Source organism: Ruegeria sp. BHSA163, from assembly GCF_059613365.1.
The window spans coordinates 1-11,770 of record NZ_JBXWSJ010000047.1 but is presented as its reverse complement, the minus strand read 5'-3'; the positions used below and the strand labels follow the sequence as shown (position 1 = coordinate 11,770).

Annotated in this window: 12 protein-coding genes; 3 read left to right on the top strand and 9 right to left on the bottom strand. The window is 52.4% G+C overall.

Translation table 11 applies throughout. The annotated features are described in order from the left end of the window. Positions 1-81: 81 nt before the first annotated feature. Positions 82-411, top strand: a complete 330-nt coding sequence (locus AC2FNV_RS18295; RefSeq protein WP_170479567.1) for a hypothetical protein — start codon at positions 82-84, stop codon at positions 409-411. A 24-nt stretch (positions 412-435) separates the two neighbouring features. On the opposite strand, the gene AC2FNV_RS18290 is transcribed toward AC2FNV_RS18295, so the two are convergent. After that, positions 436-942 (bottom strand): ion channel, encoded by a 507-nt coding sequence (locus AC2FNV_RS18290; protein ID WP_170479569.1) that lies wholly within the window; start codon positions 940-942, stop codon positions 436-438. 76 nt (positions 943-1,018) lie between these two features. After that, on the bottom strand, positions 1,019-1,924 hold the full coding sequence (trhO, locus tag AC2FNV_RS18285) for an oxygen-dependent tRNA uridine(34) hydroxylase TrhO (RefSeq protein ID WP_170602986.1): 906 nt from the start codon (positions 1,922-1,924) through the stop codon (positions 1,019-1,021). A 95-nt stretch (positions 1,925-2,019) separates the two neighbouring features. On the opposite strand from trhO, the gene pncA reads away from it, so the two are divergent. After that, positions 2,020-2,613: a bifunctional nicotinamidase/pyrazinamidase gene (gene pncA / locus AC2FNV_RS18280; RefSeq protein WP_170602984.1), complete on the top strand. Its 594-nt coding sequence runs from the start codon at positions 2,020-2,022 to the stop codon at positions 2,611-2,613. Between the two features lie 3 nt (positions 2,614-2,616). Here pncA and AC2FNV_RS18275 read toward each other — a convergent pair whose 3' ends face one another. Then, positions 2,617-3,150 carry a hypothetical protein gene (locus tag AC2FNV_RS18275; RefSeq protein ID WP_170602982.1) on the bottom strand — a complete coding sequence of 178 codons (534 nt, stop codon included), beginning with the start codon at positions 3,148-3,150 and terminating at the stop codon, positions 2,617-2,619. Positions 3,151-3,313: 163 nt separating this feature from the next. Between AC2FNV_RS18275 and pncB the strand changes: the two genes are divergently transcribed. Beyond that, a complete protein-coding gene (gene pncB, locus AC2FNV_RS18270; RefSeq protein ID WP_170479578.1) occupies positions 3,314-4,606 on the top strand; it encodes a nicotinate phosphoribosyltransferase in 1,293 nt (430 codons plus the stop codon). A 3-nt stretch (positions 4,607-4,609) separates the two neighbouring features. On the opposite strand, the gene AC2FNV_RS18265 is transcribed toward pncB, so the two are convergent. The 6 genes from AC2FNV_RS18265 to AC2FNV_RS18240 form a co-directional block, all read right to left on the bottom strand. Then, the gene (locus AC2FNV_RS18265; protein WP_170602980.1) at positions 4,610-6,061 is read right to left on the bottom strand and encodes an aldehyde dehydrogenase family protein; all 1,452 of its coding nucleotides are present in this window, start codon (positions 6,059-6,061) and stop codon (positions 4,610-4,612) included. 21 nt (positions 6,062-6,082) lie between these two features. Next, positions 6,083-7,687, bottom strand: a complete 1,605-nt coding sequence (locus tag AC2FNV_RS18260; protein WP_170602978.1) for an ABC transporter ATP-binding protein — start codon at positions 7,685-7,687, stop codon at positions 6,083-6,085. Further along, positions 7,684-8,499 (bottom strand): ABC transporter permease, encoded by an 816-nt coding sequence (locus AC2FNV_RS18255; protein ID WP_170602977.1) that lies wholly within the window; start codon positions 8,497-8,499, stop codon positions 7,684-7,686. The genes AC2FNV_RS18260 and AC2FNV_RS18255 overlap by 4 nt, the downstream gene beginning before the upstream one ends. After that, entirely contained in the window at positions 8,496-9,443 is a 948-nt protein-coding gene (locus AC2FNV_RS18250; protein ID WP_170479585.1) for an ABC transporter permease, read from the bottom strand. The genes AC2FNV_RS18255 and AC2FNV_RS18250 overlap by 4 nt, the downstream gene beginning before the upstream one ends. A 40-nt stretch (positions 9,444-9,483) precedes the next feature. Continuing rightward, positions 9,484-10,554: a ligand-gated ion channel gene (locus AC2FNV_RS18245; RefSeq protein WP_170479587.1), complete on the bottom strand. Its 1,071-nt coding sequence runs from the start codon at positions 10,552-10,554 to the stop codon at positions 9,484-9,486. Positions 10,555-10,610: 56 nt separating this feature from the next. Next, positions 10,611-11,770: ABC transporter substrate-binding protein (locus AC2FNV_RS18240; RefSeq protein ID WP_496774069.1), on the bottom strand; the 1,160-nt coding region annotated here is incomplete at its 5' end.

The window sequence follows — 11,770 nt, the reverse complement described above, 5'->3', positions numbered from 1 at the left end:
CCAACCCTGCCAGCAGAATTCTTGAAAAAGTTCCTAAAATGTTCTATATTTGTTCTCTAATGGAACGGAGGTTCTTGAGCAATGACCAATGCCGCCCATCAAAACTGGTTCGACGCACCCAGCAACGATTATCATCTGCTGCCTGTAACAGACCGGCAAATGAGATACGCCCGCGCAATTGCCGAGAAATCCGCAATGGAAATTCCGGTAGAAGCGCAACGGGATCGTAAATCGCTTTCGGCTTGGATATCGGCACACAAACCACATGACCCTTCGCCTTTCGCCAATTATCCGACTGGAAAACAGGTTTCATTTGCCGAAAGGATATCGCGTATCAAGCGCCGACCAATTCCAAGCGAATGCTTTCGCAACAAACAAATGATGTCTCAGTGGATTGACCGGAACAAATAGGCTCAAATAAACGGCTTTTACGCATCATTTGGTGTTGGGATGGGACCTGCCATAAAGACCAACGGCGGCAGCGACAAACAAACCCAAAAGAATGTAACCCGTTATTGCCTCGGTAACAGCCAATGCGCGGCAAAGCCCGGCAGGGCGTAAGTCTCCAAAGCCCACGGTGGTAAAGGTCACATAAGAGAAATAAAGGACATCAGCGGGACCACCGGCACCCACGACACACAGATCGTAATACCCGAAAGAACCGTAAACAGCAGCGAAAAGAAAAGGCACAACCTGTATGAAGGAAATGCCCATCAACAAAAGCTGGCGACGTGGAGATCTGACCTGGGTGATGTAATACCACGTCTGAGACACAAGCCAGATCAAGAGGCCAACCGTGGCTATAGTCCCGATTGTGTTCCCTGCGGCAGCCTCGCTTAGATTCGACAGAACAATCCAGATCAAAAAGCTGGCTAACACTAGACCGCACGCTGCGACCAAGGTCGACTTCCACTCCTCCAAAGTAGTTGGGTCGCGACGCATTAGACCTCCGACAGAAATACCTGCAGGCGATCATCCAGTTTCCCAGCACTGGTCGCAACCAAAAATAAAAACGAGATCAATCGGAAAATAGGTGTTCTGTGCCGCGATTCCGGGCCAAGACAATTTGCCGTTGACGTTCTCGAAAACGCGCCTTGTCTTGTTCCGAAGTTTCATTAACACATTGGTGGCAAGCCACTCCAACCTCGAATTCCGGTCGCTTCATGTCCTCGGGTCTGATCGGGCGACGACACCCATGGCACAGGCTATGCGGGCCCTCAACCAGCCCGTGCCCAACAGAAACACGATTGTCAAAAACAAAACACTCGCCTTGCCAGGTGCTGTCTTTTTCCTGCATTTCCTCGAGATATCGAAGGATGCCGCCTTTTAGGTGATAGACGTCTTCAACCCCTTGCCCCAAAAGGTAATTAGTGGATTTCTCGCACCGGATGCCTCCGGTGCAAAACATTGCAACGCGCTTATTGTGAAAACGCTCCTTATTTTCCTGCCACCAACGTGGAAAATCGCGAAAACTGCTAGTTTTAGGGTCTATCGCGCCCTCAAATGTTCCGATTGCCACCTCATAATCATTCCGGGTGTCGATGACCACCACATCATCAGATCGGATCAAGTCGTTCCAGTCTTGCGGCTCGACGTAATTCCCGACGGTCGCACGTGGATCGACGTTGGGTTGGCCCATCGTGACTATTTCTTTTTTGAGGCGCACTTTCATTTTTCCGAATGGAGGGTGGTCCGAAGTGGCCTCTTTCCATTCTAAATCCCCGCATCCAGGCAAGCTGCGGATATGGTCCAACACCGCATCAATTCCGGGACGCGGACCGGCAATGGTGCCGTTAATCCCCTCTTTGGCCAATAACAGGGTTCCTTTAACCGAGTGCGCGCAACAAAGTTCCTTCAATGCGGGACGCAAGGAGTCTGGGTCGGGGAACCGTGTAAAATGATAGAGGGCAGCGATCGTATACATGCGCGCGATCTAATGCCAGCGCGTCAAAGACGCAAGAGAGCGGATTGACGGCAACTTCACCTAGCCATACCGATAGGTCAACAATAGGAGGCCCCATGACCCACGCGCTGCTTGTAATAGATGTCCAGAACGATTTCTGCCCTGGCGGCGCTCTTGCCGTTCCCGGCGGAGACGAAGTGGTCGCTCCTATCAACGCGATGATGACTGATTTTGATGCGGTGATTCTGACGCAAGATTGGCATCCGGCGGTACATTCCTCTTTTGCCAGTCAGCATGACGACAAGAACCCGTTTGACACAACCGAAATGCATTATGGTGAACAGGTTCTTTGGCCTGATCACTGCGTACAAGGCACTGAAGGTGCCAATTTCCACCCCGGGCTGAATACACATGCCGACTTGGTCATTCGCAAGGGCTTTCGCAAAGACATCGACAGCTACTCCGCCTTTTTTGAAAATGACCGGGAAACACCAACAGGGCTGGAAGGTTATCTGAAATCGCGCGGGATCGCAAAACTGACAATCGTTGGTTTGGCCACAGATTTCTGCGTACATTATTCCGCCGTTGATGCAGCGCGGCTAGGGTTTGACGTGACTGTTCGTACTGATGCCTGCCGAGCCATCGACATGGAAGGATCTCTGGCTGCAGCAAAACAGGCCATGAAGGCAGCAGGTGTCAAGCTTGAGTGATCGCTAAGGCGTCGTTCCCTGAGAGGCCAGAAATTTGATAACAACAAAGAAGATTACCGCCAGACCCAAAGCAAACCCAATCCGGCCTATCAACGATTGGCGTTCTGAAACATCCGCCGCGGGCGAGCCGTTAACTTTCGGCGAATCTCTCAGTTGTCTGGCAAAACCCGCTTTGGGTCGCGCCGTTCTGACATGTTGCAAGAACTGCCAGAAGTCAAACTCACCACAGTATTCGCCTTGAACGCCCATGTTTCGGATATTCGCGAATAATCGTTTGAGGATACGCTCGCGGTTTCGGGAATCTTCGGGTGAATAGAATCCGGGCGTGGCATTCTTTCCTGCGGTTTCCAGGCTAAATCCTGACTCCAGAAATATTCTGCGGATTTTGGGCGAAGCCCCACGCAATGCGTCCGCGGTTTTGATGTCCCGAAATTGCGCGCGCACTGGGGGGGCACCCGTGACCGGCGTCAAGGCGTGCTCAGGATCAATCTCATCGGGAGCGATCGCGACTATATCAAAGTCGTACTCGAGACCCATTCACTCACTTCAACCTTCTTTTTAACCCATCCCCTCGCTAACTTCCGAGGGGCACTGACAATAAGCCGGTAATACGACTTGACCTTAGCATTGTTACCTATTTGGCGACCCTTGCCAATCACCGCGTCGATTGATCTAACAGCGGAAATTGCAGGAGTTCCCCATGGTCGACATTGCAACGCGTGTCTACAATCACAAATGGAAGATCGACCCAATTGTAAGGTCTTTAATAGACACAGACTTCTACAAACTGCTGATGTGCCAGTCAGTGTTTCGAAATAAGCCCCAAACAGATGTCACTTTTTCGCTGATAAATCGTTCGAATCACGTTCCATTGGCAAAATTGATCGACGAAGGCGAATTGCGCGAGCAGTTGGACCACATCCGCTCACTTGGTCTGAGTCGGGGAGAAAGCACTTGGCTTCGGGGCAATACTTTCTACGGCAAACGGCAAATGTTCCGCTCGGATTTCATGAAATGGTTCGAGAACTTGCGATTGCCGCCCTATCACCTTGAACGCAAGGGAGATCAGTACGAACTGACCTTTGAAGGCAAATGGCACGAGGTCATGCTATGGGAAATTCCCGCACTTGCGGTCCTGATGGAGTTGCGGTCGCGTGCGGTTCTGAATGATATGCGCCGTTTCGAACTGCAGGTGCTTTATGCCCGCGCTATGACACGCGTTTGGGAAAAAATCGAAAAACTACGGACGATAAAAGGACTTGGGATCGCGGACTTTGGTACGCGGCGGCGGCATTCCTTCCTTTGGCAGGATTGGTGTGTTCAGGCAATGATCGAAGGGCTGGGAAGGTCTTTCACCGGCACCTCGAACTGCCTGATTGCTATGCGGCGCGAGGTTGAAGCGATCGGAACCAACGCCCATGAACTGCCCATGGTCTATTCCGCTTTGGCAAACACGGACGAAGAGTTAGCCCAGGCACCATACGATGTTCTAAGCGACTGGCACGAAGAACATGACGGTAACTTGCGCATCATCCTACCGGATACGTACGGAACCAAGGGGTTCCTGGAACGCGCACCAGACTGGCTTGCAGGATGGACCGGGATCCGTATCGACAGCGGTGATCCGGCAAAGGCCGCCAAAATCGCGATTGACTGGTGGAAATCTCGCGGCGAGGACCCGTTGCAAAAGAGGATTATCTTTTCTGACGGGTTGGACGTGGACAAGATCCGCGATCTGCACGCGCAGTTCGCCGATCTGACCTCGGTATCATTTGGCTGGGGCACCTTGTTAACGAACGATTTTCGCGGCCTTGTACCTGGCGACGCGTTGGCCCCATTTTCTCTGGTCTGCAAGGCCGTATCTGCCAATGGACGCCCGACAGTTAAACTGTCGGATAACCCAGAAAAGGCAATGGGTCCCGCCGACGAAATCAAACGCTACAAGCGTGTCTTCGGCGTGGGAGTGCAGGATTCGATCGAGGTAATCGTCTGATTGCTAGCCGTGAAAGGCCGCAACCGTTTTTAACTGCGAAAAGCCGTACAGAGCTTCAAACCCCTTTTCGCGACCATGACCCGATTTACCGACACCGCCGAACGGCAGTTCGACGCCCCCACCTGCGCCGTAGTTGTTGATGAAAATTTGCCCGGAACGCAGCCGTTTCGCCAGCCGCATTTGTCGTGCCCCGTTGGCAGTCCAGATACTCGCCACAAGACCATATTCTGTGCTGTTTGCTATTGTTAGAGCCTGTTTTTCAGTGTCAAATGGAATCAAGACCTGAACTGGGCCAAATATCTCATCTCGCGCCAGAACATGATCCGACGGAACATCACAGTACAATGTCGGCTTTACATAGGCGCCACTGTCGGGGGCACCCGAAACTATCTGACCCTGCGCGGCAATCGTCAGGTCAGACCCTATTTTTAAAAAATTACTGACTATTTCCTTTTGCCGATCCGAGATCAAGGGGCCGATCCTTAGGTCTTGCAAAGCCGGGCCTACCGTCAGTTGCTCATACGCCTCTGCCATGTTGGACTTAACCTTATCGTAAACGCCGCGTTGCACAAGAATGCGGGACGAGGCCGAGCATGTTTGTCCCGCATTCTGAATTCCGGCGTTGACGAGAAATGGTAGCGCGGCATCCAAATCCGCGTCATCAAACACCAGTTGCGGTGATTTGCCTCCCAATTCCAACGTTACAGGCACCACATTGCGCCCTGCAGATTGCTGCACCAGCGCCCCAGTTTCGACCGAACCAGTGAACGAAATATGATTCACACCTGGATGCGACGACAAAGCTGCCCCGGCTTCGGCGCCCAATCCCGTGACGACATTCAACGCGCCAGCGGGCAGTCCAGCCTCTAGCGCTAAGTGGGCAAAAGCCAACGCGGTCAAACACGCCTCTTCCGCCGGTTTCAGAACACAGGCATTTCCCATCGCCAAAGCCGCGCCGACGGACCGGCCAATTATCTGCATTGGATAATTCCACGGCACAATATGACCGGTAACCCCGTGCGGTTCGCGCAGCGTGTAAACGGTATACCCGTCCAAATAGGGTATAGTCTGCCCCATAACCTTATCCGCCGCACCGCCATAGAATTCGCAATAACGCGCTAAAGCGACGGCATCTGCCTTTGCTTGGGTTAACGGTTTCCCCACGTCCACTGCCTCCAGCTGCGCCAGCTCATCGACACGCTCGGAAACCAATCGGCTCAATCGCGACAAGATACGCCCCCGTTCAAACGCTGTCATTCTGCCCCAATCGCCGTCTCGGGCGGATTGGGCCGCGTTTACTGCGGCATCCACATCCCAAGTTTCACCTCGCGCGATACGACATATTTCGGACCCATCAGAAGGGTTCTTAAGCGCCAGGGTTTTGCCAGTCGCTGAGGAAAGCCATTCGCCACCGATCAAAACCAGACTTGGATCAAACCAAAGCGCTTGCGACATAAGGTGCTCCTGTTTCAGGCTCTAATAAGACGTTTTTGCCAATTTTATTTCAGGCAGACGCGGTGATGCCGCAATCAATTCTCGAGTATACGCGTGTTGCGGGTCTGAAAAAACATGTTCGGTTTTTCCTTGTTCGACGATCCGCCCTGCCCGCATGACCATCAACCGGTCTGTAATGGTTCGAACAACGCTCAAATCGTGGCTGATAAATAAATAGGTCAGATGATACTCCCGGCATAGTTTCGCCAGCAGATCGAGGATCTGCGCACGAACCGAAACATCAAGGGCCGACACAGCCTCGTCAAACAGGATCAGTTCGGGGCGGATTATCAAGGCCCGCGCAATTGCAATCCGCTGACGCTGCCCGCCTGAAAACTCGTGAATGTACTTTCCCGCGTCGTCAGGGTTAAGGCCAACAGCCGTCAACATTTCAGCAACGCGGTGATGCCTTTCAGCTTGGGTAGGAGGTGTTTCCAAGAGGTGGAGTGGTTCAGTAATCAGACGCCCGACGCGGTGACGGGGGTTAAAGCTGCCGAACGGATCCTGAAACACAACCTGTAACTTTCTTCGTACCTCAAGATTAGGCTTGTGGCCAGTGAAGACCGGCTGGCCATCCAACCGAATTTGACCGCTCTGGACATCTTCCAACCCTAAAATTGCCCTTGTTAGGGTCGATTTTCCGCAACCAGATTCACCAACCAGCCCCAGACGCTCACCACTGTTTAATGTAAAGCTGACTGAGTCGACCGCTCTGTGATGCTTTGGGTTTTCGAAAAGGCGGCCTCGCGGCAATCGATATTCACGCACGACATCAGTGACTTCCAGCAGAACCCGTGGCTTCGGTGTTTTTGGTAACTCGACCTGATGGCCGGATGCTTCAAACAACATACGAGTATATGGGTGCTTCATATTGCTCAGCAGGTGTTGCGTTTCCCCCTCTTCGACCACGATACCATTGCGCATTACAACAATCCTGTCGGCCAGATCCGCAACCACGGCCAGATCATGGGTGATCATCAACAGGCCCATGCCGTATTCTTTCACCAAACCCTTAAGCAACCCGAGAATCTGTGCTTGTGTCGTGACATCCAGTGCCGTCGTTGGCTCATCCGCAATTAGCAACTTGGGTCTTAGCGCAATGGCCATTGCGATGACAACGCGCTGGCGCTGACCGCCCGAAAGTTCATGCGGATAGCGAGATAACGGAAATCGATCAGGTGGCAGGCCTACCCGGATCAGAACGTCGCGGGTTTTCTCATACGCCTTGTCGGGAGACGTGGCCTTGTGGATCAAAATAGTCTCGGCCACTTGATCACCTATAGTCTTCACCGGGTTCAGGGCCGTCATCGGTTCTTGGAACACCATTCCAACTGCGGCCCCGCGTAGATTGCACATCTGGGGTTCGGACAGTCCCAATAAGTTCTGCCCGTTCAAGTCAACCTCACCCTTTTGAACGGATCCGCCTGGAAGAAGCTGCATAACCGCCAGAGCTGTCATGGATTTACCCGACCCGCTTTCCCCGGTCACAGCCACGATCTGTCCAGAATCTATGGACAGGTTAATTTGCTCGAGTATCGGGCGATCTTCGATTTCAACCGAGAGATTTGTTATTTGCAACAAGCTCATGCCCGCGCCACCCGGATACGAGGATCCAACCAATCCCTCAACCCGTCGCCCAATAAGTTCAACCCCAGTACGGTTACAATGATCGCAAGTCCGGGGATCAGAGCCAAATGCGGTGCAATTCCGACCATTGTCTGCGCATCGGCCAACATGCGGCCCCAGCTCGGCGTGGGTGGCTGCGCGCCAAGACCAACATAACTCAACCCAGCTTCCGCAAGAATTCCCAGAGAGAACTGGATGGTACCCTGAACGATCAACAAATTGGCAACGTTGGGCAGAATATGCTCAACTGAAATTCTGGCAGTTCCCTTGCCCGCAACGCGGGCCGCAAGGATGAACTCTCGCTCCCACAGCGATAACGCGGCACCGCGCGATATCCGGGCGAATACAGGAATGTTGAAAATGCCGATTGCGATGATCGCGTTAATTGCCCCAGCCCCAAAAACGGCAGTGATAAGGATTGCTATGACCAAAGAGGGGAAAGCAAAAACCAAATCGTTGCCACGCATGATTACTTCGTCAAGCCACGATCCTTTTCGCGCAGCGGCAGTCAGTCCAAGTGGCACGCCCAGCGCGATGCCGATTCCGACGGCTACTAGTGCCACGGCAATCGAAGTACGGGCACCGACCATAATCATCGAAAACATGTCGCGTCCGAAATGATCGGTCCCGAACCAATGCGCATTATCCGGAGGTGCGAGCTTGGACGGAATATCCAATGCGGCGTGATCATATGGTGTCCAAATGAACGAAACCAATGCCGCAAGAACTACCAAGGAGGACAACGCGGCCCCCAGGATTAGATTTCGACTCATGTCCTGCTCCTGAGCCGGGGATCAACTGCGGCATATGCCAGATCAACTAGAAAGTTCACTGTGATAACGGCAAAGACCAGTAACATCACAACAGATTCCACAACAATCAGGTCTCGGGCTGAAATCGCCTGAAACACCAGCCGCCCCAACCCTGGAAGATAAAAAACCTGCTCTATGATGATGGACCCGGCCAGCAGAAACGAAAATTGCAACCCGATAATAGTTAGCACCGGAATTAAAGCATTCCGAACACCGTGCCGCCACAAAGCCTGACGTCGAGACAGACCCTTGGCACGCGCGGTGCGCATATAATCTTCCCCCAGTATGTCCAATAGCGCGGATCGCATAACTCGGGCCAGAATCGCCGCCTGAGGTAAGGCAAGGGCGATAGCAGGAAGGGTCAAGGAATGCAGTCCGACCCAAAGCCCGCTCTCCCAACCAGCAAAACCGCCAGCGTTAAACCAAGGCAGATTAATCGCAAAAATCAAAACGAGCATCATTGCGAACCAGAAGTTGGGCACCGCGATGCCAAGTTGTGTCGCGCCCATCACAGCCAAATCCCCCGGCTTGCCGCGTCTTGCTGCCGCATAAATTCCGGCTGGAAAAGCTATCATTGTCGAAAGTGCTAGAGCGTAAAGCGCTAGCGGAAGTGATACCCACAACCGGTCAGCGATCATTTGCGAAACGGGAGTGCGATAGGTGTATGAGGTGCCAAAATCTCCGACCAGCATTCCCCCAATCCAATTCAAATACCGGTCGAATTTGGAAACATCTAACCCAAGTTCTGCCCGCAGCGCAGCAAGTGTGTCTTCTTGGGCGTTGACACCCAACATGAACGATGCCGGATCGCCCGGAGCAACTTCGATTACTGCAAAGATAACAACCGATGAAACCACAAGGCTGATTACCAGCGACATCAAACGTTTGAGAGTGTAGCGAAGCATGGTTTAGACGTTAGAGTCACATACTCCGCTGGTCCAGAACCTAAGGCACCAAAAGATATGCGAAAACCGCGTAGGCGATGATTGCAGCGTAGCCTAAAGGATAGATCCATTTGATCGCATAATTGTCCAGAACTCTGGCCGTCCCCTCTCGCCCAGACACCTTTAGTTTCCGCAGGGCTACATTGAACACAATCAACGCTCCGGTCATCAGAAACATGCATTGGAGGATAAAATCCAGAAAAGTCAGATAGCCCAGCCTGGGAAGATCGGCGGAAATCGCCCAATTAAAGGCTACAAACACCAAAAGATTACCTCCGGCGATCTCAATCCTGCGTCGATACTCATCCAGAAAAAACAGGGCCCAGCCGACCGTTATCAGAACCAGCATCGGCAAAAAGACACGAATTATGTAATAAGTAAGGTGACGACTTCCTTCGAATATCAGCGCGACCTGGTCACTGTCGCGACCCGACAGGCCAACAACCTTGGACGCTTCTAGCCTTGCGCCGCCCAATATCCACTCTTCTTCGCCCAACAAATCCCCCAGGCCGGAGAAGTCATCCAAGGGATAGTAGGACACGTAATCCGACGGGAAAATCGAAACCACGTCAAAGTGGAACTCCTGCGTGTCGAACGGATATTTCCGGAAATCAAAATGAGGGGCCTGCAAAGTTAGAGACGATTTTTCAACGTACACCACACGCCCGTCATATCGCAATGAAGCCGCCGCTTCGTGGATCCACTTATTTGACTGTTGATTGTGGATGACAAATGCAGGAAGCACTGCCCCGATTTCAGCAGCATGATCCGCCAATGCCCGCGGATTGAAAACCTTGATGTCCCGCCTCAGTTCTTCGCGATCAAACGCCAGCGCAGGGTCGATCCACTCGACACGCAAAACAACGACGGCACCGTAATTTTCGGCTTTTTGGTCCACATTTGTGATTTGATCGATCTTGATTCCAATACCGACTTCCAGTGGATTCTCTGGCGTTCCTGCCAAAGCATCCAACCGGTTATCAAGGATGTTCTGTGCGTTTGCCTGACCAACCGCCAGCGATATTAGCCAAACAGTAAAAAGGCATAGCGTTAGAAATCGTGGGAAATTCATGACCGATAGTTAACTGAAAGGTTTGTTGGGGCCGCACAAAGCGGCCCGTCTTTCTGTTATTCCGACCAACTGATTGCGGTCAGGTCTATGGCCGCCGTCGGAGCGTTTTCCCAAAGACCCTGAATTCCGGCCTTGGCCACACCCAACTTGGCCAACTGAAACAAGAAGCCGTTAACATAATCGTTTGAGATCAACCTCTGTGCTTCACCCATCAACTTTGTACGCTCATCGGGATCGGTAGTGGAGTTCAACGTGTCCATCAATGCCTGAAAATCGGTGCTGTCATATTGAAAGTAATAATCTGGCCGAGCGTAGATGCCGATATCCATCGGCTCTGTGTGGCTGACGATTGTCAGCCCAAAATCTTTTCCTTTGAATACCGATTCCAGCCATTGCGCCCATTCGACATTGATAATCTCGGCCTTGATACCGACATCCGCCAGCTGTGCCGCAATAATTTCCCCTCCTCGACGCGCATAAGACGGGGGTGGCAGGTGCAGGGTAGTCTCAAATCCGCCTTCAAAACCTGCTTCGGCCAACAGCGCCCGTGACTTTTCGGGGTCATATGCGGAAACTCCTGTCAAATCGACATAAGCTGGGTTGTGCGGCGCAAAATGCGTACCGATCGGGGTTCCATACCCAAACATCGCTCCGTCAATTATGGCCTGACGGTCTATAGCGTGCGCAAGCGCCTGGCGCACTCGGATATCGTCAAACGGCGGCTGTTTGTTGTTGGTGGACAAGATCGTTTCGCCCTCGGTCGAGCCAACGAGAACCTGAAACCTCGGATCAGCTTCGAACTGAGGCAGGTTTTCTGGCGCCGGGAAATTGTCGAATGCGTCAATATCCTCTGCCATCATCGCGGCGAAAGCAGCGGTTGGGTCCGAGATGAACTTGAAGGTTGCCGATTCCAAAGCTGGTTCTTCACCCCAGTAATTCGGGTTCCTCTTCAAAGTGATGCTGTCACCTTGCACCCAATTGTCGAAGGTAAACGCCCCGGTGCCCACCGGATTGGTCTTGATATTTTCAATACTCTCAGGCGCGACGATGACCGCATCCCCCCAGGCCAGATTGAACAAGAAGTTTCCATTTGGCTCTTTTAGGGTCATTTTTACGGTCAACGGGTCGACAACCTCGACGCTTTCTATTCCAGCAAACAAAGCTTTCTGGGCATTTGCACTGTCTTCAGCAGTGGCACGGTCAAGGCTGAATTTAA

What these genes read in the sequence shown, in the direction of transcription:
- AC2FNV_RS18295 (WP_170479567.1), top strand. Translation starts at nt 82, where the DNA reads ATGACCAATGCCGCCCATCAAAACTGGTTCGACGCACCCAGCAACGAT.
- AC2FNV_RS18290 (WP_170479569.1), bottom strand. Translation starts at nt 942, where the DNA reads ATGCGTCGCGACCCAACTACTTTGGAGGAGTGGAAGTCGACCTTGGTC.
- trhO (WP_170602986.1), bottom strand. Translation starts at nt 1,924, where the DNA reads ATGTATACGATCGCTGCCCTCTATCATTTTACACGGTTCCCCGACCCA.
- pncA (WP_170602984.1), top strand. Translation starts at nt 2,020, where the DNA reads ATGACCCACGCGCTGCTTGTAATAGATGTCCAGAACGATTTCTGCCCT.
- AC2FNV_RS18275 (WP_170602982.1), bottom strand. Translation starts at nt 3,150, where the DNA reads ATGGGTCTCGAGTACGACTTTGATATAGTCGCGATCGCTCCCGATGAG.
- pncB (WP_170479578.1), top strand. Translation starts at nt 3,314, where the DNA reads ATGGTCGACATTGCAACGCGTGTCTACAATCACAAATGGAAGATCGAC.
- AC2FNV_RS18265 (WP_170602980.1), bottom strand. Translation starts at nt 6,061, where the DNA reads ATGTCGCAAGCGCTTTGGTTTGATCCAAGTCTGGTTTTGATCGGTGGC.
- AC2FNV_RS18260 (WP_170602978.1), bottom strand. Translation starts at nt 7,687, where the DNA reads ATGAGCTTGTTGCAAATAACAAATCTCTCGGTTGAAATCGAAGATCGC.
- AC2FNV_RS18255 (WP_170602977.1), bottom strand. Translation starts at nt 8,499, where the DNA reads ATGAGTCGAAATCTAATCCTGGGGGCCGCGTTGTCCTCCTTGGTAGTT.
- AC2FNV_RS18250 (WP_170479585.1), bottom strand. Translation starts at nt 9,443, where the DNA reads ATGCTTCGCTACACTCTCAAACGTTTGATGTCGCTGGTAATCAGCCTT.
- AC2FNV_RS18245 (WP_170479587.1), bottom strand. Translation starts at nt 10,554, where the DNA reads ATGAATTTCCCACGATTTCTAACGCTATGCCTTTTTACTGTTTGGCTA.